Source organism: Marivivens donghaensis (genome assembly GCF_030410045.1).
GTDB lineage: Bacteria > Pseudomonadota > Alphaproteobacteria > Rhodobacterales > Rhodobacteraceae > Marivivens > Marivivens donghaensis.
This window is the reverse complement of sequence record NZ_JAUFRA010000003.1, coordinates 65836-87332: the sequence shown is the minus strand read 5'-3', so window position 1 is coordinate 87332 and position 21497 is coordinate 65836. Positions and strand designations below refer to the sequence as shown.

Annotated in this window: 24 protein-coding genes; 17 read left to right on the top strand and 7 right to left on the bottom strand. The window is 56.1% G+C overall.

The window, feature by feature from the left end:
• The 3 genes from QWY83_RS03295 to QWY83_RS03285 are packed head-to-tail and all read right to left on the bottom strand — an operon-like array spanning position 1 to position 2304.
• On the bottom strand, positions 1-921 hold the full coding sequence (locus QWY83_RS03295) for a flavin reductase family protein (RefSeq protein ID WP_249947283.1): 921 nt from the start codon (positions 919-921) through the stop codon (positions 1-3).
• Positions 918-1730, bottom strand: a complete 813-nt coding sequence (locus QWY83_RS03290; protein WP_249947284.1) for an alpha/beta fold hydrolase — start codon at positions 1728-1730, stop codon at positions 918-920. The genes QWY83_RS03295 and QWY83_RS03290 overlap by 4 nt, the downstream gene beginning before the upstream one ends.
• Complete coding sequence (locus QWY83_RS03285; protein WP_249947285.1) at positions 1702-2304, bottom strand: amino acid synthesis family protein; 603 nt, start codon at positions 2302-2304, stop codon at positions 1702-1704. Before QWY83_RS03285 ends, QWY83_RS03290 begins: the two co-directional genes overlap by 29 nt.
• 104 nt (positions 2305-2408) lie before the next feature.
• On the opposite strand from QWY83_RS03285, the gene QWY83_RS03280 reads away from it, so the two are divergent.
• From QWY83_RS03280 to QWY83_RS03265, 4 genes are read left to right on the top strand one after another with little or no spacing between them, the layout of a single operon-like run.
• Positions 2409-3107, top strand: a complete 699-nt coding sequence (locus tag QWY83_RS03280; protein WP_249947286.1) for a GntR family transcriptional regulator — start codon at positions 2409-2411, stop codon at positions 3105-3107.
• Positions 3100-3393, top strand: a complete 294-nt coding sequence (locus tag QWY83_RS03275; protein ID WP_249947287.1) for a DUF1330 domain-containing protein — start codon at positions 3100-3102, stop codon at positions 3391-3393. Before QWY83_RS03280 ends, QWY83_RS03275 begins: the two co-directional genes overlap by 8 nt.
• Positions 3394-3411: 18 nt before the next feature.
• Positions 3412-3801: a carboxymuconolactone decarboxylase family protein gene (locus tag QWY83_RS03270; protein ID WP_249947288.1), complete on the top strand. Its 390-nt coding sequence runs from the start codon at positions 3412-3414 to the stop codon at positions 3799-3801.
• A gap of 37 nt (positions 3802-3838) precedes the next feature.
• Positions 3839-4744: an AEC family transporter gene (locus QWY83_RS03265; protein ID WP_249947289.1), complete on the top strand. Its 906-nt coding sequence runs from the start codon at positions 3839-3841 to the stop codon at positions 4742-4744.
• Here QWY83_RS03265 and QWY83_RS03260 read toward each other — a convergent pair whose 3' ends face one another.
• On the bottom strand, positions 4745-5731 hold the full coding sequence (locus tag QWY83_RS03260; RefSeq protein ID WP_249947290.1) for a helix-turn-helix transcriptional regulator: 987 nt from the start codon (positions 5729-5731) through the stop codon (positions 4745-4747).
• Between the two features lie 86 nt (positions 5732-5817).
• On the opposite strand from QWY83_RS03260, the gene cysD reads away from it, so the two are divergent.
• The 4 genes from cysD to QWY83_RS03240 all read left to right on the top strand — a co-directional run bounded on the left by cysD (position 5818) and on the right by QWY83_RS03240 (position 10359).
• Complete coding sequence (gene cysD, locus QWY83_RS03255) at positions 5818-6723, top strand: sulfate adenylyltransferase subunit CysD (protein WP_249947291.1); 906 nt, start codon at positions 5818-5820, stop codon at positions 6721-6723.
• A 54-nt stretch (positions 6724-6777) separates the two neighbouring features.
• Positions 6778-8682 carry a sulfate adenylyltransferase subunit CysN gene (gene cysN, locus QWY83_RS03250; protein ID WP_249947292.1) on the top strand — a complete coding sequence of 635 codons (1905 nt, stop codon included), beginning with the start codon at positions 6778-6780 and terminating at the stop codon, positions 8680-8682.
• A 173-nt stretch (positions 8683-8855) separates the two neighbouring features.
• Positions 8856-9701 carry a fumarylacetoacetate hydrolase family protein gene (locus QWY83_RS03245; protein WP_249947293.1) on the top strand — a complete coding sequence of 282 codons (846 nt, stop codon included), beginning with the start codon at positions 8856-8858 and terminating at the stop codon, positions 9699-9701.
• A 16-nt stretch (positions 9702-9717) separates the two neighbouring features.
• Positions 9718-10359, top strand: coding sequence for a DsbA family oxidoreductase (locus QWY83_RS03240; protein ID WP_249947294.1), 642 nt, complete (start codon positions 9718-9720; stop codon positions 10357-10359).
• Between the two features lie 3 nt (positions 10360-10362).
• Here QWY83_RS03240 and QWY83_RS03235 read toward each other — a convergent pair whose 3' ends face one another.
• The gene (locus QWY83_RS03235; protein ID WP_249947295.1) at positions 10363-11484 is read right to left on the bottom strand and encodes an aminotransferase class V-fold PLP-dependent enzyme; all 1122 of its coding nucleotides are present in this window, start codon (positions 11482-11484) and stop codon (positions 10363-10365) included.
• A 248-nt stretch (positions 11485-11732) separates the two neighbouring features.
• On the opposite strand from QWY83_RS03235, the gene QWY83_RS03230 reads away from it, so the two are divergent.
• The gene (locus QWY83_RS03230) at positions 11733-12053 is read left to right on the top strand and encodes a hypothetical protein (RefSeq protein WP_249947296.1); all 321 of its coding nucleotides are present in this window, start codon (positions 11733-11735) and stop codon (positions 12051-12053) included.
• Between the two features lie 536 nt (positions 12054-12589).
• On the opposite strand, the gene QWY83_RS03225 is transcribed toward QWY83_RS03230, so the two are convergent.
• Positions 12590-13153 carry a hypothetical protein gene (locus QWY83_RS03225; protein WP_249947297.1) on the bottom strand — a complete coding sequence of 188 codons (564 nt, stop codon included), beginning with the start codon at positions 13151-13153 and terminating at the stop codon, positions 12590-12592.
• An 80-nt stretch (positions 13154-13233) separates the two neighbouring features.
• Entirely contained in the window at positions 13234-13473 is a 240-nt protein-coding gene (locus tag QWY83_RS03220) for a helix-turn-helix domain-containing protein (RefSeq protein ID WP_249947298.1), read from the bottom strand.
• 45 nt (positions 13474-13518) lie between these two features.
• Here QWY83_RS03220 and QWY83_RS03215 point away from each other — a divergent pair, with 45 nt between their 5' ends.
• The 8 genes from QWY83_RS03215 to rfbA all read left to right on the top strand — a co-directional run bounded on the left by QWY83_RS03215 (position 13519) and on the right by rfbA (position 21491).
• Positions 13519-14424, top strand: coding sequence for a tyrosine-type recombinase/integrase (locus QWY83_RS03215; RefSeq protein ID WP_249947299.1), 906 nt, complete (start codon positions 13519-13521; stop codon positions 14422-14424).
• Between the two features lie 667 nt (positions 14425-15091).
• Positions 15092-16261 (top strand): formyltransferase family protein, encoded by a 1170-nt coding sequence (locus tag QWY83_RS03210; RefSeq protein WP_249947300.1) that lies wholly within the window; start codon positions 15092-15094, stop codon positions 16259-16261.
• Complete coding sequence (locus tag QWY83_RS03205; protein WP_249947301.1) at positions 16258-16689, top strand: sugar 3,4-ketoisomerase; 432 nt, start codon at positions 16258-16260, stop codon at positions 16687-16689. Before QWY83_RS03210 ends, QWY83_RS03205 begins: the two co-directional genes overlap by 4 nt.
• The gene (locus tag QWY83_RS03200; RefSeq protein WP_249947302.1) at positions 16686-17780 is read left to right on the top strand and encodes a DegT/DnrJ/EryC1/StrS family aminotransferase; all 1095 of its coding nucleotides are present in this window, start codon (positions 16686-16688) and stop codon (positions 17778-17780) included. The genes QWY83_RS03205 and QWY83_RS03200 overlap by 4 nt, the downstream gene beginning before the upstream one ends.
• 341 nt (positions 17781-18121) lie before the next feature.
• Positions 18122-18682: a dTDP-4-dehydrorhamnose 3,5-epimerase gene (rfbC, locus tag QWY83_RS03195; RefSeq protein ID WP_353958941.1), complete on the top strand. Its 561-nt coding sequence runs from the start codon at positions 18122-18124 to the stop codon at positions 18680-18682.
• A gap of 3 nt (positions 18683-18685) precedes the next feature.
• Complete coding sequence (gene rfbB, locus QWY83_RS03190; protein ID WP_249947304.1) at positions 18686-19738, top strand: dTDP-glucose 4,6-dehydratase; 1053 nt, start codon at positions 18686-18688, stop codon at positions 19736-19738.
• The gene (gene rfbD / locus QWY83_RS03185) at positions 19735-20604 is read left to right on the top strand and encodes a dTDP-4-dehydrorhamnose reductase (protein WP_249947305.1); all 870 of its coding nucleotides are present in this window, start codon (positions 19735-19737) and stop codon (positions 20602-20604) included. The genes rfbB and rfbD overlap by 4 nt, the downstream gene beginning before the upstream one ends.
• Positions 20601-21491 (top strand): glucose-1-phosphate thymidylyltransferase RfbA, encoded by an 891-nt coding sequence (gene rfbA / locus QWY83_RS03180; protein ID WP_249947306.1) that lies wholly within the window; start codon positions 20601-20603, stop codon positions 21489-21491. The genes rfbD and rfbA overlap by 4 nt, the downstream gene beginning before the upstream one ends.
• Positions 21492-21497 lie beyond the last annotated feature (6 nt).

The following is a 21497-nucleotide window of genomic DNA, read 5'->3' as shown; positions in this document are numbered from 1 at the left end:
TTATTGTCTCCCGTGGGAAATGGGGCGGACCTCGCCGCTCTTTGTGTCGCCGTAATAAATGCCGTAGGTGCCCAGTTGCGCCTCTGCCCCAAAACGGCGGAGCATGGTGACAATCGCTGGGTCGCTGACCTTGGCCAATGTGTCCTCGGTCAAGGGGATGAACTGGCCTTGCTGCGGGGTCTCATCACCTGTTTGGCAGAGAAAACAGATGTGCTGACGTTTGCGGTCGCTGTCGTCGAACACGGAATACAGGAACGATGGCTGAGCATCGACGCCGACAGTGTCGAACAAACCGCGTAAAGTTGCAGAGGCACCATGATCTTTGACGGCGCGTTCAGGCAGTGTCAGCCCCCCCTTACCGTCGTCGATCAAAAGGACCGTACCGTCCCGTTCAATCAGCGCAGAAACGATCAGGTTACCGCTATGCTCGAGTGCCTCAGCGGCAGTGGACGGTGTGACATAGGCACCCCGCGCATAGCCAAGACCAGAGGTGGTATTGGCGTCAAAGGCTTTGACCTCACCGATCAGAATAACGTGGTCGCCAGCATCGACGGTCTGGTGCATCGCGCAATCGAACCACGCACTCACATCGGCCAAAATCGGGCTGCCGTTCGGCCCATCGCGCCAGTCCACCTCGGCAAAGCGGTCCTCGACGCGGCTGGCAAAGGTGTTCGACAGCGCGATTTGTGTTTCCGCCAGAATGTTCACGGCAAACCCTTGTGCGCCGACAAAGGCGTCGTAGTTCTTTGACGAGTTCGCGAGGCAGACCAACACCAGTGGTGGGTCCAGCGACACAGAGGTGAAGGAGTTCGCGGTAAAACCCAAAGGCGTACCGTTGCCGTCCTTCGACGTGACCACGGTCACGCCAGTCATAAAGGTGCCAAAGGCATTGCGCAGGGCACGAGGATCTATGTCGGTCATTGCAGCTCCTTTTGGCTGACAGGGGCGCGGAGCCATTCCAGTAAATGAGTGCTCACCTCATCGGCGGCAGTCAGATTTACCATGTGGCGATGCCCGTTGATGACCACGGCCCGACCGTTTTGGGCCAGATCAGCCATTCCCTGTGACATTGCGGGGGTCGAATTGGGGTCGCCATCGCCCGTCAATGCAAGGAACGGACATTCAATCTGTGAGATACGGTCGGCATAAGTCGCATCGCCGTGCGCGAAAGCTGTATATGCAGTTGCATATCCATCAAGGTCGACGGCAGAGAGCCAACCTTTGACCTGCGCTCGCGCAGCTTGATCAGTTTCACTATCACCAAACCAACGATCAAGCGGCGTCTGTAGGTCGATTGCACCGCCCCGTAGGCTCTCCGCCCGTGCGATCACGGCATCCCGCGCTGCGGCGTCGCGTTTGAAAACACCGTTCAACAGCGCAACTCGGGTCACATGCTCTGGGTGCTCAATCGCAAAACCTACCGCAATCAGCGCGCCCATCGAATGCCCTGCAATCGCAACGGGACCAAGCCCCAACGATTGAATGACCTCAGCACACCATGTCACATAGTCCGCTAATGCGCTGCCCATAGGTAAAGGGTCGCTCCCGCCATGACCTGGCATATCGACCGCAATCACACGGTGATCCTTGGCGAGCGCATCAATCTGCGGACCCCAAGACGCGGACTGCATCCCGACGCCATGGATCAGAACCACAGGATTGCCCGCGCCATGATCGCGCAGGGCAACCGGGCGGCCTGACTTAGACAGCCGCAGGGTTGTCGACGTCATGGCCCAACTCCTTGAGGTCTTGATAGCGGTCGCCAATGCGGTGATGCGGGCGGCCACCGATCGATGCACCAAGCGCGATCAGGATTTCATCCGCCGCAGGGGCATCGCACACCGAAGTTTGGATCGTCAGATAATGCGACCGACGCCCGCCATCGTTTTTGTCCATCAACGGGATCAGCAACGGCGCATTGGCAGGACCGCGGGTGTTGCAGAACGACAGGTAAGATTTCGCGCCAACCGCGTTGCGGTAGTGGTTCCCGAAGTGCAGCGTGTGGATCAGCGCTGAGGCATGTTCGACCTCACCGTTCAAACCAACGATAGCGGCTTTGCCGTAGCCTTCGACCTTGTCGCCGCCACCAGCCGCGTCGATGATCATCTTAGTCAGCAGTTCACCCAAACCCGGTGCGCAATCGCGGATCGCTGGTGCGAGATCTTCGACAAAGCCCTGCCCTGCCCAAGGGTTCCGAATGACGGCCATTGCCGCGATAAGGGTCAAGGGACGCTCTGCCGTCTTGCCGCCTTCGATCAGCGTGTTTTCGACATGGAGGAGCGTTTTTCTAATTTCGGCAGGCACGGCAGATTCCTTATTCGAGGGTGTTGGAGAATTTATGGTATACCATCAGACAATATGTCAATCATATCTTGTGAGACCCGCACACGATTGCTAACGTCCACCCCATGACCGAACCGAAAACCGCCCTTCTGAAAATTGCCAAAGCCCCGCAAACCCTGCGCGATATCGTGCAGGAACGGATGCGAGAGGCGATTATCTCAGGCCACTTTGCGCCTGGAGAACGGCTCGTCGAACGGCCCTTGTGCGAACAGTTGGGCGTCAGCCGCACCGTGATCCGCGAGACGATCCGATTTCTTGAGGCCGAAGGGCTGGTTGAACTGGTGCCCAATCGTGGGCCGACGGTGGCCTCGCTCGATTGGGATCAGGCGCGTCAAATCTACGACATCCGTCGCCAGCTCGAAGGATCGGCAGCTGCCGCTTGCGCTGAAATGCACGACGCCGCATGCGCAAAGTCGTTGGGCGAGGCGCTCAAACGCATTGGTGAAACCACTCAAACGGGCGAATGGTCAGAGCTACGCAAAACAACCACGCGGTTTTACCAGATTATATTCGATGCGGCCGGTCACAGCGTGGCGTGGGACATTGTTCAGCGGCTCAACGGTCGGATCAGTCGACTTCGGGCACTGACACTTTCGGCCACGGATAGGCCTGTGTCGGGCCTCACCCATATGACCGCAATCTATGACGCGATCCTCAGCCGAAATCCCGATGCAGCCTGCACTGCCGTCCATCGACACATTGATGATGCATCGCATACAGCACAACGCTACCTCAAAGCAGAAACAGGACCTGACCATGCCTAAGGCCTATTGGATTGCCCTCGTCACCGTCACCGATCCCGAGGCGTACAAAGGATATCAGGCAATCGCCCCCGCTGCGTTCACCAAATACGGCGGGCGGTTCATTGTGCGTGGCGGACCTTCTGTGACTGTCGAAGGGGCTGAGTGGCAGCGCCATGTGGTGATCGAGTTTGACAGCATGGACCTCGCGACCGCCTGCTACAATTCCCCCGAATACCAAGAGGCCCGCGCCCATCGCGACGCCGTTGCGACCGCATCCATCGTGATCGTCGAAGGCTTGCCCAGCTAATCCACAAAGGACACCACCATGACCGCATTCGACGAAGACCTGTTCCTTAAAGGTTTAGAGCAGCGCAAAGCAACGCTCGGCGCGGACTATGTCGAAAAGAACCTCGCCGCGGCCGATGACTTTACCCGCCCGTTCCAAGAGGCCATGACCGCGTGGTGCTGGGGCTTTGGTTGGGGTGACGATGTGATCGACGCCAAGACGCGATCAATGATGAACCTCTCGATGATCGGTGCCTTGGGCAAGATGCACGAATGGGAGTTGCACTGTCGCGGCGCGATCAATAATGGCGTCTCCAAAGAAGAAATCCGCGCCATTATCCACGTTATTGCGATCTATTGCGGCGTCCCTCAGGGGCTTGAGTGTTTCCGTGCGGCGCGCAAGGTTTTTGAAAGCCTTGAGGCGGAATAGAGCCTGATTTCGCGGTGTGCAGCCAGGAAGAACAGACATGCTGACGGCGATCTGGACGATCTTTGCCTTGATTTGCTGCGGCTTTGTTTTGGCCCGCAAAGGGTTTCCGTCTGACGCCTTTTGGCCCGCGGCGGAACGGCTGAATTACTACGTTCTATTCCCCACTCTATTGGTGTCGAACCTCGCCAATGCGCCGATCCGTGACCCACAGATATTGCGCCTCGGCGCGTCAGCGGTTGCGACGATCATGATCGGGGCGGTCGTGCTCTATGTGCTCCGCGCGATGAGGCCGACGCCAACCGAACGGTTCGGTCCGGCGCTTCAAGGCGTGTTGCGGTTCAACACCTACCTCGCGCTTTCCGTCCTCGCGATGGTGGCTGGTGCGCAAAGCCTTGAACGGGCGGCAGTTTACCTCGCAATCGCCGTGCCGCTTGTGAACATCCTCGCGATCATCGCGCTGAGCGATGGGGCGGTCTGGCGATCGCCCGTAATGCTTCTGAAAAAGGTTGGGATGAACCCATTGGTTATAGCCTGTGTTGTCGGCGCCGTGCTGGCGATCACCAATGTCGGGTTGCCGTTCGGAACGGGCCAAGTGTTGAAACTACTGGCCCAAGGTAGCTTGCCGCTTGGCCTTCTTTGTGTCGGCGCAGCACTTCGCCCATCGGCACTCGGTCAAGACCTGATCCCGTTGCTAGGCAACGCTGTATGCCGCCTCGCGTTGATGCCGTGTTTGGCCGTTGGCGTCGCTTTCGTCTTTGATTTGTCGAGCGTAGAAGCCCTCGTCCTCGTTGTCTTTTCTGCAGTACCGACGGCCCCATCGTCCTATGTATTGACCCGACAAATGGGTGGCGACGGGACGTTCATGGCGGGGATCGTAACGCTCCAGACTGTCGGCGCGCTGCTCACCATTCCCGTGGTGTTGCACCTCTTTGGCGCACCGTAGCTAGAACCAAACACCGCTGCCCATGATCCGCCTGATCATCGCGGGCTGACCCGATACGCCGAGCCGCGCAAAGATCACCTTAGACGTGCTCCGCGCAGTCTCTTCAGTCCAGCCAAGAACCTCAGCGGCGCTGCGCAAGGTATGACCATCACATAACTGCGCGAGCAATCGCGTTTCGCTGCGGCTGAGACCGAAATGCGCTGCGATCCGTTCGTGTGAAATCTCTGACGCCATCGGCATTGTTCGAAGGGATCCAACGACCGCACCGTCTCCAAAATCATCATTCAGCGACAGCACAAGTTCGGCGCCAAGCATCGGAACCGTAACGGGACCCTCTCCCGCCAAAACAGCGGCAAATCCCGTTCGATAAACCTGCGCAACATCCGCATCAGAAAATTCGAGCCGCCGCCGATCCTCTATCCGCAGCCCCTCGCGTTCGCCCCACTCTCGCGCGGCACCAGACAATGATTGCACGACGCCAAACCGATCCAACACGATCCACCCCGCGCCGAGCCGCGAGGCGAGGGTTTCCGACAAGGCCGCCTCTGACCGTTCTGCATGTAGGGCCCGCGATATCTGCGCCGCCTGCCCGAAGAATGGTGTCAGAGCAGATAGGATTTGCCCGTCAGAACTGCGGAAATCCTTGCGGTGCAGACCACGATGCAGCCAGACCGTGACATGCGAGGTTGCATCGATCCGTGCCTTAACGACACGCAAAAACCCCTTAGTCCAATCGGCGAGCGGCAAGCCGTCTTGGGCATAGACTCGATCGATCCGCAGGCGTCCACGGAGCGGCGCATCAACAACGGGGCAGTCACCGCGTGTCCTAAGGTCAGCTCCCTCAGCATCCACACAAAGGCCCGCGCCATCGGCCTGCGTGACCTCGCGCAGCTGATCCAGAAACGCTGCCCACGGCGCATCAACCTTGGCCGCAGCATCGGCAAAGAGTGTCTGTGTCAGCTCTGTCTGGTCATCAAAACGGGCCATAATTCTACTTACCCCCCATTTGGGAGGTTCGCCACTACAATCTAACGTTTATCGCTGAGCAAAACTTGCACCAAAGCGATTCGAGTATGACCCAAAAGACTTTGACCCACCTGCAGCGCCTTGAAGCTGAAAGCATTCACATCCTTCGCGAAGTTGTCGCGGAAGCCGAAAACCCAGTAATGCTCTATTCCGTCGGCAAGGACTCTGCCGTCATGCTGCATCTGGCAAAGAAGGCATTCTACCCTGCCCCGCCGCCGTTCCCGCTCTTGCACGTCGACACCACTTGGAAATTCCGTGACATGTATGCGCTGCGTGACAAAGCGGCGAAAGACGCAGGCATGGAGCTGCTGGTTTATCAAAACCCCGAAGCGGCAGAACGCGGCATCAACCCGTTCGACCACGGTGGGCTTCATACCGACATGTGGAAGACCGAAGGTCTGAAACAGGCTTTGGACAAATACGGTTTTGACGTTGCCTTTGGCGGCGCGCGCCGTGACGAAGAAAAATCCCGCGCCAAAGAACGCGTCTTCTCTTTCCGCTCTGCGAACCACCGTTGGGATCCGAAGAACCAACGCCCTGAACTTTGGCGTCTCTACAACGCGCGGAAAGCTAAGGGTGAAAGCGTCCGCGTGTTCCCGATCTCGAACTGGACCGAGTTGGACATCTGGCAGTACATCCACCTCGAAGGGATCGAGATTGTGCCGCTCTACTTCTCGGCACCGCGCCCGACCGTCGAACGCGACGGCCTGACCATCATGGTGGACGATGATCGCTTCCCGCTGCGTGATGGCGAGACCCCCGTGACGAAATCCGTAAGGTTCCGTACGCTGGGCTGTTACCCGCTGACTGGCGCGGTCGAGAGCACCGCAACCACCCTGCCCGAAGTCATTCAAGAAATGCTGCTGACAACGACTTCTGAACGTCAGGGCCGCGCGATCGACCACGATCAGGCTGCCTCGATGGAGAAGAAAAAGCAGGAAGGCTACTTCTAAGCCCCTGCCCGTCAGTCCGTTTCAACACATTTCACACCCCAAAGGTGACCCGCTATGACGACCGAACCTATTTACAAAACAGACGCGCTTATTGCCGAAAACATTGATGCCTATCTTGAGGCGCACCAGCACAAAACCATGCTGCGCTTTATCACCTGTGGCTCTGTTGACGATGGTAAATCCACGCTGATTGGCCGCCTGCTCTATGACAGCAAGATGATCTTTGAAGATCAGCTCGCAACGCTTGAGGCAGACAGCAAACGCGTCGGCACCCAAGGCGGCGAGATCGACTTTGCCCTTCTCGTGGACGGCCTCGCGGCGGAACGCGAACAGGGTATCACCATCGATGTTGCCTACCGTTTCTTTGCCACCGAAAAGCGCAAATTCATCGTGGCGGATACCCCCGGCCACGAACAATACACGCGCAACATGGTCACTGGCGCATCGACTGCCGACCTCGCCGTTATTCTGATCGACGCGCGCAAAGGCGTGCTGACCCAGACCCGCCGTCACAGCTATCTGGTGAACTTAATCGGTATCCGTCACGTCGTCCTCGCCGTGAACAAGATGGACTTGATCGGCTACGACAAAGCGACCTTTGACAACATCGTCGCTGAATACGGCGAGTTTGCCCGTTCTATCGGCATTGAAGAGTTCACCGCTATTCCCATCTCTGGCTTCAAAGGCGACAACATCACAGGGCCGAGCGAGTTTACCCCGTGGTACACGGGCCCTGCCCTGCTGCCGTTCCTTGAATCCGTTGAGGTCGACGTCACCGCGGATCAGGAACAACCCTTCCGTCTGCCCGTTCAGTGGGTGAACCGTCCGAACCTCGACTTCCGTGGCTTTGCTGGCATGATCGCAAGCGGCTCTGTCCGCCCAGGGGATCAGGTGCGCGTTCTGCCGTCGGGCAAGACATCCACCGTTTCACGGATCGTAAGCCTTGAGGGTGATCGTGATCTGGCGGTTGCAGGTGAATCCGTCACCATCACGCTGGCTGATGAAATCGATTGCTCGCGCGGTCAGGTGATCGTTGCAGCGCAGGCCCCATTGGAGGTCGCAGACCAGTTTGAATCCACCCTCGTTTGGATGGATGAGACAGAGATGGTTCCCGGTCGCGCCTACTGGCTCAAGATCGGAACGCAGACCGTTTCGGCCACCATTCACCAGCCGAAATACGAGGTGAACATCAACACCCAAGAGCATCTGGCGACCAAAACGCTGGACCTCAACGCGATTGGTGTGGCGAACATCACCACTGACCGTGAAATCCCGTTCTCGGCCTACGCAGACAACCGCGACCTTGGCGGGTTCATTCTGATCGACAAGATCACGAACCACACTGTCGCCGCTGGTATGATCCATTTTGCGCTGCGCCGTGCGCAGAACATCCACTGGCAGGCAACCGACATTGGCCGTGATCACCACGCGTCGATGAAGCACCAGAAACCAGCGGTTCTTTGGCTGACGGGTCTGTCGGGGTCGGGCAAATCAACGATCGCAAACATCGTTGAAAAGAAACTCGCGCGGATGAACCGACACACGTTCCTCTTGGACGGTGACAACGTGCGCCACGGCTTGAACAAAGACCTCGGCTTTACCGAAGCGGACCGGATCGAAAACATCCGCCGCGTGGGTGAAGTGGCGAAACTGATGACCGACGCGGGTCTGATTGTGATCACCGCGTTCATCTCTCCGTTCCGATCTGAGCGGGACATGGTGCGAGGCATGATGCAGCCGGGTGAATTTGTTGAGGTATTCGTGGATACCCCGCTTGAGGTGGCTGAGGCCCGCGACGTCAAAGGCCTATATGCCAAGGCACGCTCTGGTCAGCTGAAGAACTTCACAGGTATCGATAGCCCGTATGAAGCCCCTGAAAATGCTGAGATGCGGATCGACACAACCCAGATGACGCCCGAAGAGGCCGCTGATCTGATCATCGCACGTTTGATCCCGTAAGAGGCTCAACACGGCAAACGAAAAAGGGCGACCCGAATGGGCCGCCCTTTGTTTTTGGGAGGGTAGTTTGCTACGTTTTCCAGAGCGATTATGAGACCCAATTCTCAACGCGCTTCGTAGTTTGAATTCAAAATCAAACTGCTATGGTGCCCGCAAAGGAAGAGGAGAGGCCCATGAAACTTCTGCGTGTTGGTCCAGTTGGACGTGAAAAACCTGCCATTCTGGACGAGAGCGGAGCGATCCGCGATCTGAGTGGGCATGTGACGGATTTCGCGGGACCATCGTTGGGGTTTGACGCGTTGAATGCGATCCGTTCCATCAACCTCAGCACCCTGCCCGTCATCGAAAACTCAGAGCGGATCGGTGCCTGCCTCGCCTCGGTTCCGAACTTCTATTGCATCGGCCTCAACTACGCGAAACACGCCGCCGAGGCGGGTATGGATGCGCCCAAGGAACCGATCATTTTCAGTAAGGCCTCCTCGGCCCTCTCTGGCCCGTTTGACCCCGTCATCATCCCGCGCCAATCCACCAAAACCGATTGGGAGGTCGAGTTGGGCGTGGTGATTGGCAAGGTCGCCTCTTACGTCTCAGAGGCCGAAGCACTGTCCTATGTGGCGGGTTATTGCACCGTGAACGACGTCTCAGAACGCGCGTTTCAGATCGAAAAGGGCGGCCAGTGGATCAAGGGCAAATCTGCGCCGAGCTTTGGTCCGATCGGCCCATATCTGGTGACTGCTGACGAGGTGCCTGATCCGCAGAACCTCTCCCTCTCGCTGTCACTCAATGGCGAGACGGTGCAGAATTCGAACACATCGGACATGATCTTTGGTGTCGCTGAGATTGTGTCCTATATGAGCCAATTCATGACCCTGTTACCCGGTGATATCATTGCCACGGGCACCCCTTCGGGCGTTGGCATGGGCATGAAACCCCAACGGTTCCTCATCGAAGGGGACGTAATGGAATTGGAAGTCGAAGGTCTGGGCCGTCAGCGACAACAAGCAGTCAACGCTCTGTGATATCAGAGCATTAGGAATGAGCCACATGATCAAACTCGACGTGATTTCGGACCCGATTTGCCCGTGGTGCTATATTGGAAAAACCCACCTCGACCGCGCCTTAGCGGAACGTTCTGACCATGGGTTCGTCATCGAATGGCACCCGTTCCAGCTCAATCCGACAATGCCACCCGAAGGCATGGATCGCCGCGCCTATCTCGAAACCAAATTCGGCGGCCCAGAAGGAGCTACCCGCGCCTACGCCCCCGTGGTTCAGGCGGCGGCCAACGCGGGGCGTTCGATCAATTTTGACGGCATCAAGACAACGCCGAACACGATCGACGCGCATCGGCTGATCCACTGGGCGGGTCAGCAGGGATGCCAGACCGAAGTCGTGAACAAACTGTTTGAGGCATATTTCGTCAACGGCCAGAACATCGGCAACCACGCGGTCCTGGCCGGTATTGCGGAGGCCTGCGGAATGGACCGACCCGAGGTCGCATCTCGCCTCGACAGCGATCACGACCTTATCGCGACCCGCGCCCGCGATAGTCAAATTCGAAAGATGGGTGTGAGTTCGGTACCGACCTTTGTGGTCTTGAACCAGCACTTGGTTTCGGGCGCGCAACCGCCCGAAACGTGGGTCTCAATCATCGACCAGATCGCCGCGCAAACGTAAGGATCAGAGTACCCGATCAACGACACCGCGCAGGCGCTCCACAGTGCCTGCCACATCATAGAGCTTGTCGAGGCCAAAGAGACCCAGACGGAAGGTTCGGAAATCCGACGGCTCGTCGCATTGCAGCGGGACACCCGCCGCGATCTGCATACCCAGAGCCGCGAATTTCTTACCGTTCTGGATGTCTGGATCGTCGGTGTAGCTCACCACCACACCGGGTGCGCCGTAGCTGTCCGCCGCGACCGACTTAATCCCCTTTTCGCGCAGCATATCCCGCACGGCATTTCCCAACTCCCATTGGGCGTCGCGGAGTTTGTCAAAACCATAGTCCCGCGTCTCAACCATCGTGTCACGGAACGCCCGCAGCGCATCTGTCGGCATAGTCGCGTGATAGGCATGACCGCCGTTTTCATAGGCCTCCATGATCGACGACCATTTCTTGAGATCGATGGCAAAGGAGTTGGATGTCGTGGCGTCCAAACGTTCCTTCGCACGGTTCGACATCATGACCAAGCCCGCCGAAGGTGAGGCCGACCAGCCCTTTTGCGGCGCCGAAATCAGCACGTCTACGCCCGTCGCCGCCATGTCGACCCAGACACAACCCGACGCAATGCAATCAAGCACCATCAACGCCCCGACCTCATGTGCGGCCGCCGCCAACTGAGTGATGTAATCGTCTGGCAGGATAATCCCCGCGCTCGTCTCCACGTGGGGTGCGAAAACCACGTCAGGCCTCGCATCGCGGATCGCTTGGGTCACGTCCTCTATCGGCGCGGGTGCAAAGGGCGCGCGGGTGTCATTGCCCGCCTGCCGCGCCTTGAACACGGTCGTCTGAGCCGTGAACTGACCCGCGTCGAATATCTGCGTCCAGCGATAGGAAAACCAGCCATTCCGCACGATCAGCGCGTGGGCACCCGCCCCAAACTGCCGCGCCACGGCCTCCATCCCATAGGTGCCGCCACCCGGGACGATTGCCACGTGGTCGGCCTTGTAGACATCCTTGAGCATGCCCGAGATGTCGCGCATCACCTGCTGAAACACCGCCGACATGTGATTGAGCGACCGATCCGTAAAGACCACCGAGAATTCCATCAAGCCATCGGGATCGACGTGTGAATGTGCCATGAGTGCCTCCTAAGTTACCCCGAAAGGTATGGGAGGTTGCGGGCGCGAGGCAAGGGGGCGCGGCACTTTTGCCTCATTTGGCGGACGGCGGGAGCTCATGTTATCGGGCATTTGGCTGGACTTTTGGGTACAGTACATACGAGAGCTACTTGGGGTTGTAACGGGTACCACGGCTCTATCCCATTGCGCCGCTTCCCAGAATTCTAAGGCGGGTTTAGCGTCACCCCACATTTAGCTCGGATCTGAAATTGACCCTCTTCCTCGGCATCGCCCTCGGGCTCTCGCTCCTCCTCATTTTTGGTGGATACCTCATGGACCTCGGCGCGGTCATCGGCGGCGTCGACGGGGCCGCGGGGCTGCCGATTTTTGTGCTCTCGATGATCTCGTTTGTCGGGTCCTTCCCCGTGGCCGTCTTCGCCTGGATATTTGGCGGCTGGGACTACGCCTGGCCGATCTTCCTCGGCACCGCTCCCTACCACTTCGGGCTCGTGTTTATCCTCGTCAAGCACCTCGAATTTATCGCCCGCCGCAAAAAACGCAGGAAAGAGGCCCGCTCGAGCTGGAAATGAATTCGCCCCATGGTAGAAATTGGGTTCGTTTCGGGATTTGAGGTATTTAGCGTATCGGCGTCGAGCTTTTGAGGCCTGCGCCTCGGCCTCTGACAGGTACCGGAGGGCGAGTCGATGTCTCTCGGCGCGGGCTTGTGACGTGGTGCGGTTCATGCTCGCGAGGAGGCGCAGGCCCTCACGTTTTTTGTCTGCGCCGACGTCGGCAATGATGGCCTCCACGCGGCGGCTCACGTCATCAACGACGGGATCGGGATTGGCCAGATCTTTTTCGACCTCTCTCAGGTGTTGCGCCGCGTGCCTGCGCCTCACTTCGGCCGCGGCGAGCACCATGCCAACGGCGTAATGGTCCGTACACACCTCGGGCCAGCCGCCGTCGAAAATCACCTCTGCCATGGCAGAGATGTCTTCCGCATTAGGCTCACCCGCCAGGCCATGGCGCCTCGCGTTCTGGGATGACCTACGCCGCCCGACCGCCGAAGTTGGGCCTGTCCACTGGCTCGCGTTTGCTCGATTGGACTGGAGTTGAGCTGTGGTTGTCATTGGCTGACGGGCGTCGCGGCTTGTGCGCGGGCATTCACCATCCGGTCGAAATCTTGGTGCAGGCGGCGGCGCCTCACCTCGAGCCTCTCAATTGCGTCATTGTGCGCGGCAATCCCCGTGGCCGCCTGATAGGCCCGCGCCGTCAGGAGGGCGAGGTCGACGCCATGCTCTGTCAGTTGGGCCTTAGCCTGTGTCACGCGGGTGGGATCGGATGAGTTTAAGTCATTTGCGATCGACTTGGCCTCGGCGCGCTTTGGATCATGAATGGCCCTTAAGTCCAAGCCATCAGGGGTGCGAGACCCCAACAGCCGATGGCCGGTTAGAGCTACGATTACCTCATTGCCAAGCTCGTTCTGGATGAGCGCGTTGGACATCTGCCGGTGTCGGAGGATCTCAATGTCGAGCTCGGTAATTTGCCCAACGAGGTAGGCCTCATAGGCATTCGCAGGTTTTAGGGCGTCAGAGACGGCCTCACTGAGAAACCCGAAGAGGGTCTCGGGGTCACTGGGCAGGTGTGCGGCGTAGAGATCAGTCGACGGGATGATGTGTGTCTCGGACATGTGGAAACCCTCCGTGGTGGTTGGGTTCCATTATCCGAGCGATGTCGGGGTTGCGTCCAGTCCCCGTGGAAAATGAGTTTTTATTTCCGGTGAATGCGTATCCCAGGCGCGTCGTCGGGCGTGCCGATGAATTCGATGCCGGCAGATTCAAAAACCGTCTTAATCGCCAAAATCGAACTTTTACGAACGGTAACATCACTGTTTGCTGCTTCGAGATTCTGAACAGTCCGCAAAGACAAACCGCTCTCTTCCGCTAGTTTTGCAGCGGACCAATTCAGTGCTCCGCGAGCAGCTTTTATTTGCTCAGTAGTGATATCCATAAATCTCCTATTGCGTATTTTACGCAATTTAGATATTAATTACGCATGTTAGATACCAGCTCACACATAAACTGGCGATCTGAATTTGATCGGCTTGAGGGCGCATACGCCCCCTCGACGATGCGCGCATATTACTCAGACGTTCAGGCCTTTGTCGACTGGTGCCAGAAACTTGGGCGTCAGCCCTTCCCTGCAGACGTTGACACAGTTTGCGCCTTTATTGAGGACCAGGGGCGGGAGAAATCGGCCTCGACCGTCCGCCGCCGCCTCTACGCCATCCGAAAAATCCATCGCCTGCTGCGTCTCGAAGATCCAACCTACGACGAGGACATCAACCTCTCCCTCCGGCGCGTGCGGCGTTCAAAGCTGACGCGGCCGAAACAAGCGCGCGGAATTACTTCCGATGATCTGGAGCGCTTCCTTGCGTCAGAGCCGGATACGCCAACAGGCCTTCGGAACAGGGCAATGATGGCCTTGGGTTTTGAACTGCTAACACGTCGATCCGAACTCGTCGCTCTAAGGGACGAAGATCTCACTGTCCGTCCCGACGGAACACTTCAGGTCATTGTCCGCCGTAGCAAGGCAGACCCGTTTGGCGAGGGCCGGATAGCCTTCACATCGAGATGGACCGCTGAATTGATCGACGAATGGCAAGCTTGGCGTGGCTCCGAAATTTTCTGGCTCTTTTGTCCAATTTATAAGAACAAGCCGATCAACCGCGAATTAGAGACAACCACGGTACGACGCATGATTAAGGCGGCAGCACTGCGTAGCGGGTATAATGACTTCAATGCTCAGGAGTTCAGCGGCCACTCCCTTCGGGTAGGCGCAGCGCAGGAACTGCTCAAGCGTGGGCATGATACGGCTGCCATTATGCGTGCTGGAGGGTGGAAGTCAGTTCAGGTCTTGGCTCGATATCTGGAAAAGGCAGAGCATAATGTTTGGAAATAGGGTTAATGGTGCTTTTGGCAGAAGGAAAGAGACTGGAAGCCAACACTCTTTAGTGTCAGCGTCCGTCATTGGTGACTTCTGCGAATACACGCGACATTCCGACCACCATCAGAAAAGGCGCCGTATGAGCTGAGTTCATTTTGGAAAAAGCTAAAGTGATGCCTTACCAAAGCGGGCAGCAACGTCCCCCGAAACGGCCTCTCCGAGGTAGGCAAGGAGCACCAACACTTCGGCAGAGAAAGCCTTGAGAGTTAGTTCAAGCCGGTTCATTGATAAACTGTCGCTTAAGCCACGCTCATTGTTAGGCTAGAACCAAACGCGTTCACCTGAGGAGTTCCAAAATTACTACTAAAGTAGGATCTCAGCAAACCTCAGGCAACACGCAACTTCCAGATGGGAAAGAGCAATTAATGTCCGATAACGTTTACCCTAAAATAGATGTAGTAAATTTTCAAGCTATCCAGACTTACGCTGACAATGTGCGGTTTGGGGCCAGCATTGACTGAACCAACACTTACTGTATCCTACAACTCATAATCTTGAATGGGTTGGCGTCACTCGATCAAGCCTACAAAAATGATCCGATGTCGCAAAGAAACTATGGCTTTTTAAAAAATAGCCTCAGTCTGAGAAGCATCCAAGACTGGAAAAACAAAGATATGCTGCCGTGACCAATGTAAACACCCGTAAGATTTGCCTTGCCGGCAAGAATCAGATTGCGGTAGACGCACTTATCTACATGATCAATCTAGGGTGGAAAGACCGTTTGATGGTCTGCCCAAACCGCAACGATACCGGGGTATCAACTTGGCAGCCGTCCTTGATCCGCTACGCACGCGAATTCGGCGTCGATGTGGTAACGCTTGAGCAAGCACAAGAAGTCCCTCAACTGGTATTTATTTCTTTGGAATTCGACAGGATAATTCGCCCCGCTGATTTCCAGTCTGATAGGTTGTTTAACATCCACTTCTCAGCACTGCCAGCTTACAAGGGCATGTACACCTCCGCCCTACCTATCCTTCACGGTAAGCAACGTACCGGAGTAACCTTGCACGAGATTGATTCAGGAATCGACACTGGCCCAATCATCGCGCAAACCATCTTTAAAATTCCAGTGACTTGGACAGCACGCGATCTCTATTTTGCATACATGGGCCACGGGTTTGCGCTATTTCGCGAGAAATTAGACCGGCTTGTTGCCTCTGAAGCACCTAGATCCACCGCGCAGGCCGCGAATGGTTCTAGTTATTTTGCAAAATCTGAAATCGACTATGCAGGCCTCAAAATCAACCTTTTCGACACAGCCGATGGGATCATCCAACAGTTGCGTGCTTTTTCGTTCCGCGAATACCAGATTCCAATAATAGAAGATATGCAAATAGGTGGTTGGGATATACTGAACCACTCATCGCGGGAAAAACCTGGTACCGTGCTTGATAGGGATGCTGAAAGCCTGACAATCGCTACCATTGATTACAGCCTTCGCCTCAGCCGCAACCGTACTTGGGAATGGTTCGAAGTGACTGGCGAATTGAACGATAAAGCGTTAGATCCCTCCCACATAAACGTACGAGATAAGAATGGCTGGACCCCACTGATACGCGCTGCTTGGGCCGGTGACACAAGGCTCTGCCGTAAGCTCCTCGAATTTGGGGCAGACCCAAACCGACCGAACCATAACGGCACCACCCCATTGATGTATGCATATTCAGGGAAAAATCCTGACGAAGTTGCTGAAGTACTTCGAGCTCATGGTGCAGACATGGAACAACGAGATAATTTTGGAAAGAGTTTGAAGAATTACCATCCCTACGCTGCAAGGAACTGTATCGGATGAATGAAATACTTAGAGAAAAAGGAAGTGTGCGTATACTCGATTTACCCCAGATCCACGATCCGAGGGGAGATCTGACGTTTGTCGAAGGAGGCAAGCACATTCCATTTAAAATCGCCCGCGTATATTACCTCTATAATGTGCCAGTCGATTCAGAACGCGGCGGACATGCACATCGCGAATTAGAACAGATAGTATTCGCCCTGTCAGGCAGTTTCCGCATGAAGATCGACGATGGAACCACGAAATCTGAATACTGGCTGCGCGACCCCCGCAAGGGCCTTTATATAAGCAAGATGGTTTGGCGCGAGATGGACGCTTTCAGCCAGGGCGCCGTTTGTATGGTGCTCGCATCGCATCGATATGATGAAGCGGATTACTATAGAAATTATGAAGAATTTCTAAATTCTTTAGGAAACGAAACAAAATGATACCGTTCCTAGACCTTGGCGCCGCCTATCGTGAACTTAAGACCGAGATCGACGCGGCCATCCATCGTGTCATCGATTCGGGCTGGTACATCCTCGGGCCCGAAGTCGACGCATTTGAGGCAGAATGGGCTACATATTGCGACGCCAAACATTCCGTAGGCCTCGCCAATGGGCTTGATGCCTTAGTCCTTGCGCTCCGCTCACTTGATGTTGGCCCAGGTGATGAAGTCATCGTGCCGTCAAACACCTATATTGCCACTTGGCTAGCAGTTTCCACAGTAGGGGCGAAGCCGATACCCGTCGAACCAGACCCTGACACTCACAACATTGATACAACGCTGATCGCGCCCGCGATCACGCGACGGACTAAAGTGATTTTGCCCGTGCATTTGTATGGACAACCCGCTGATATGGATCCGATCCTGGATCTTGCTCGGAAACACGGCATTGCGGTGGTAGAAGATGCGGCCCAAGCACATGGCGCACGATACAAAGGCAAGCGCATCGGTGCACATAGTGATGTGGTGTGCTGGAGCTTCTATCCTGGCAAGAACCTGGGAGCCTTGGGTGATGGCGGCGCGATTACCACGAACCGCGCCGATCTTGCCGATCGTATACGGGTGCTACGTAATTACGGCAGTCGGGTAAAGTATGTAAACGAGGTGCAAGGCGTAAATTCACGACTGGACCCGATCCAAGCCGCAGTCCTGCGTGTTAAACTAAGACATCTTGATAACTGGACTGAGCGCCGGCGAACGATCGCGGACCATTATAACAGCGCACTACAAGATACAGGTCTCAAACTTACGAATGTACCCATTTGGGCTGATCCAGTTTGGCATCTTTACGTCGTTCGCTCTCCCAACCGTGACGTGTTGCAAAAACATCTAATGGATAATGACGTTGGTACGCTAATCCACTACCCAATACCGCCGCACATGCAAAAGGCTTATTCTGAACTCCAACTCGACCCCGAGGCCCTACCGGTCGCACGCGATCTGGCAAAAGAAGTGCTAAGCCTGCCCATAGGACCACAATTACTGCCAGAAGATGTGACCCACGTGATCAACGCAATACGGGATTTGACTTAAGTAGATAGAATTTTTCTGCAACAAGATCATTACTTTAAGATTAGATTGAGCGTTCAATTCACAATCGTTCCCATCCTATCAAAGTTGAACGAAATGCCCCATCTGATTGATACATTGATTTTACATCCTACTCACTGTCGTCGGAGTGCTGCTAGATTGTAACGATACGGAGCATGGGCAGCCATGCTTTACTGAAGCGAGCTCCTATTGCTTCCAGTTTAGGTACAGTAGTTTCGTTTTCCAAATATACTACATTTATCAAATTCGATACGCTGTTATAAAGATTAGGTTCAGGTCAATCCTGCTTCTTTAGCCCTCTGTTCAACATGAAGATGTCCAAAATGTTAGTGCATAATTCATCGCTTACCGGAATGTTCTTGATTGAGCCTCAACGTTTCCGTGATCATCGTGGTTTTTTCGCCGAAACCTATAGCAAGCGGGGCTATGCGGAACTGGGGGTTAATGCCACGTTCGTGCAAGACAATCACTCGGTATCGGCGGCCGCAGGCACTGTGCGGGGCTTACATTTTCAGGCTCCCCCGCACGCACAGGCCAAGCTGGTGCGCTGTGGACGGGGCGCAATTTTCGACGTCGCAGTCGATATTCGCCGCGGTAGTCCAACCTTTGGCCGCTGGGCTGGCTATACCTTAAGCGCAGAAAATGGCGCGCAACTCTACATCCCAGTGGGCTTTGCTCATGGCTTTGCCACGCTCGAACCCGATTGTGAGATCATCTACAAGTGTAGTGACTATTACACGCCGGAAACCGAGGGCTCACTGCGTTGGGACGACCCTAATATTGGCATCGATTGGCCCCTCACAAGCGCGCCAGTGCTCAGTGAAAAAGACGCCGCCGCCTCTCGGCTAGCAGACTTTGACAGCCCATTCAACTTTGAGGGATAAGAAATGAAGTTACTGATCACTGGCGGCGCTGGATTTATCGGGTCGGCCGTTGTGCGGCTGGCGGTAGCGCGCGGGTATCAGGTGGTGAACCTTGACACGCTGACCTATGCTGCCAATTTAGCAAACGTGGCGTCGATAGCGGATAGCCCTTTGTATGCTTTTCAGCAGGCCGATATCCGTGACCGCGCGGCGCTGGATGAGGCTTTTTCAACGTACCAACCCGATATCGTCCTGCATCTGGCCGCCGAATCCCATGTAGACCGTTCCATCGACGGGCCCGCCGATTTTATCGACACCAATATCACCGGCACGTTCAACATGTTGGAGGCGGCCCGCAAATATTGGCAGGCGGCGGGACGACCTGATGGCTTTCGCTTTCATCACGTATCGACAGACGAAGTATTTGGCTCGCTGCCCGCAGACCCGGCCGTGCAGTTTACCGAGACCACAGCATACGATCCGCGCAGTCCCTATTCCGCCTCGAAAGCCGCGTCAGACCATCTGGTGCGCGCCTGGCACGAGACCTATGGTTTGCCCGTCGTTCTTAGCAATTGTTCCAACAATTACGGACCATATCACTTTCCAGAAAAGCTGATCCCGGTGGTTATTCTGAATGCGCTGGCGGGGCGGGCTCTCCCAATTTACGGCGATGGCAGCAATATCCGCGATTGGCTGTACGTTGAAGATCACGCCGATGCGCTCTTGTTGGTGGCCACAAAGGGCGCGCTGGGGCGTAGTTATAACATCGGAGGCGAGAACGAGCGCACAAACCTGCAGCTGGTGCAAACGATCTGCGCAATCCTCGACCGGTTGCGCCCGCGCGATACTGGCACTTATTCCGATTTGATTACCTGCGTCACCGATCGCCCCGGCCATGACGCGCGCTACGCCATCGACCCAACGCGCATTCGCGACGAGCTGGGCTGGCGTCCCAGCGTGACGGTAGAAGAAGGATTAGAACGCACCGTGCGCTGGTATCTCGACAACGAGGCTTGGTGGCGCCCGTTACTAGACCGCAACGGCGTAGGTCAGCGGCTTGGAACAGCCGGGCTATGAATAGTCTGCTGGTTTTTGGAAGGACTGGCCAAGTGGCGCGCGAGCTGCAGCATTTGGCAGAAGCTCAGACGCTGGATCTGCTGGCCCTGGGGCGCGAAGCAGCCGATCTGGCCCAGCCAGGCACCTGTGCGGCAGCCATCTACGCCCACCGGCCACGCGTGGTGATCAATGCTGCCGCCTACACGGCCGTTGACCGCGCAGAAGAAGAAGAAGGACTCGCCACTGCCATTAATGGCAGTGCACCAGCAGAAATGGCTGAGGCTTGCGCTGCACTGGATATCCCCATGGTACATATCTCCACCGACTATGTATTTCCCGGCAACGGCCAAGCTCCATGGACGCCCAGTGATGCCACAGCCCCAGCCAACGCCTATGGTCGCAGCAAATTGGTGGGCGAAGAGGGCATTCGCGCCAGTGGAGTAAACCACGGCATTTTGCGCACCTCTTGGGTCTTTTCCGCCCATGGTGCGAACTTTGTCAAAACCATGCTGCGCCTGTCAGACACGCGCGACCAGATCAGCGTAGTGGATGACCAAATTGGCGGCCCGACGCCGGCGCGGGCCATTGCGGCGGCTTGCCTATCTATCGCACAGCAGTTGCAAGTAGCACCCAGCAAAAGCGGCACTTACCATTTCAGCGGCGAGCCCGATGTCAGCTGGTGTACCTTTGCCGGCACCATTTTTGAGATGTCGGGCCGATCCACACGCGTCAATGGGATCCCATCCAGCGCATATCCCACGCCAGCCGCCCGCCCGCTAAATAGCCGTCTCGATTGCAGCGCAACCTCGTCCGAATTTGGTCTACCGCGCCCAGATTGGCAGGCAGGACTTAAGGATTGTTTAATTGATCTAGGGATTTTGAGATGAAACAGCGAAAAGGCATTATTCTGGCTGGCGGTTCTGGCACCCGGCTTTATCCCATTACCATGGGCATCTCGAAGCAATTGCTGCCAATTTACGACAAGCCGATGATTTACTATCCGCTAACTGTGCTAATGTTGGCGGGCATTCGCGAAATCATGATTATTACTACCCCCCATGACCAAGAGCAGTTCATCCGCACTCTGGGCGATGGCAGCCAATGGGGCGTCACGCTTCAGTATAAGGTGCAGCCCAGCCCCGATGGGCTGGCGCAGGCCTTTATTCTGGCTGAAGAGTTTTTGGCTGGCAGCCCCGCGGCCATGGTCTTGGGCGACAATATTTTCTTTGGCCACGGCCTGCCCGAGATATTGCAGGCGGCTGATCAATCCAACAGCGGAGCTACCGTGTTCGGCTACCGCGTGTCAGACCCAGAGCGATATGGTGTAGTTGATTTTGATGCCGACGGCACGGTCAAGAGCATCATCGAGAAACCAGCCAGTCCGCCCTCGAACTACGCGGTCACGGGGCTTTATTTTGTTGATGGTACAGCGCCCGAACGCGCCCGCACTGTCACGCCATCTACCCGTGGAGAACTAGAGATTACTTCCTTGTTGGAAAGCTACCTAAAAGATGGCCAACTTAATGTCCAAAAATTGGGCCGTGGATACGCTTGGCTCGACACCGGCACTCACGCTAGCCTGCTAGACGCCGGCAATTTCGTGCGGACTCTCACCGAACGGCAGGGACAACAAGTGGGCTCGCCCGACGAAGTCGCGTTTGAGATGGGTTGGATAAACCAAGCCCAGTTGCAAAAGCGCGCTGAAAAATTTGGGAAAAACAATTACGGCGAATATCTCACACAACTCACATTAACTAGACTCAGGACCCATTGATTTAGA

Bases quoted from the DNA above. Each gene is read 5' to 3' on its own strand.
- QWY83_RS03205 (WP_249947301.1), top strand. From the start codon at position 16,258: ATGAATGAAATACTTAGAGAAAAAGGAAGTGTGCGTATACTCGATTTA.
- QWY83_RS03225 (WP_249947297.1), bottom strand. From the start codon at position 13,153: ATGTCCGAGACACACATCATCCCGTCGACTGATCTCTACGCCGCACAC.
- QWY83_RS03265 (WP_249947289.1), top strand. From the start codon at position 3,839: ATGCTGACGGCGATCTGGACGATCTTTGCCTTGATTTGCTGCGGCTTT.
- QWY83_RS03240 (WP_249947294.1), top strand. From the start codon at position 9,718: ATGAGCCACATGATCAAACTCGACGTGATTTCGGACCCGATTTGCCCG.
- rfbD (WP_249947305.1), top strand. From the start codon at position 19,735: ATGAATAGTCTGCTGGTTTTTGGAAGGACTGGCCAAGTGGCGCGCGAG.
- QWY83_RS03280 (WP_249947286.1), top strand. From the start codon at position 2,409: ATGACCGAACCGAAAACCGCCCTTCTGAAAATTGCCAAAGCCCCGCAA.
- cysN (WP_249947292.1), top strand. From the start codon at position 6,778: ATGACGACCGAACCTATTTACAAAACAGACGCGCTTATTGCCGAAAAC.
- QWY83_RS03200 (WP_249947302.1), top strand. From the start codon at position 16,686: ATGATACCGTTCCTAGACCTTGGCGCCGCCTATCGTGAACTTAAGACC.
- QWY83_RS03215 (WP_249947299.1), top strand. From the start codon at position 13,519: ATGTTAGATACCAGCTCACACATAAACTGGCGATCTGAATTTGATCGG.
- QWY83_RS03295 (WP_249947283.1), bottom strand. From the start codon at position 921: ATGACCGACATAGATCCTCGTGCCCTGCGCAATGCCTTTGGCACCTTT.
- rfbC (WP_353958941.1), top strand. From the start codon at position 18,122: ATGTTAGTGCATAATTCATCGCTTACCGGAATGTTCTTGATTGAGCCT.
- rfbB (WP_249947304.1), top strand. From the start codon at position 18,686: ATGAAGTTACTGATCACTGGCGGCGCTGGATTTATCGGGTCGGCCGTT.
- QWY83_RS03245 (WP_249947293.1), top strand. From the start codon at position 8,856: ATGAAACTTCTGCGTGTTGGTCCAGTTGGACGTGAAAAACCTGCCATT.
- QWY83_RS03270 (WP_249947288.1), top strand. From the start codon at position 3,412: ATGACCGCATTCGACGAAGACCTGTTCCTTAAAGGTTTAGAGCAGCGC.
- rfbA (WP_249947306.1), top strand. From the start codon at position 20,601: ATGAAACAGCGAAAAGGCATTATTCTGGCTGGCGGTTCTGGCACCCGG.
- QWY83_RS03220 (WP_249947298.1), bottom strand. From the start codon at position 13,473: ATGGATATCACTACTGAGCAAATAAAAGCTGCTCGCGGAGCACTGAAT.
- cysD (WP_249947291.1), top strand. From the start codon at position 5,818: ATGACCCAAAAGACTTTGACCCACCTGCAGCGCCTTGAAGCTGAAAGC.
- QWY83_RS03260 (WP_249947290.1), bottom strand. From the start codon at position 5,731: ATGGCCCGTTTTGATGACCAGACAGAGCTGACACAGACACTCTTTGCC.
- QWY83_RS03235 (WP_249947295.1), bottom strand. From the start codon at position 11,484: ATGGCACATTCACACGTCGATCCCGATGGCTTGATGGAATTCTCGGTG.
- QWY83_RS03290 (WP_249947284.1), bottom strand. From the start codon at position 1,730: ATGACGTCGACAACCCTGCGGCTGTCTAAGTCAGGCCGCCCGGTTGCC.
- QWY83_RS03275 (WP_249947287.1), top strand. From the start codon at position 3,100: ATGCCTAAGGCCTATTGGATTGCCCTCGTCACCGTCACCGATCCCGAG.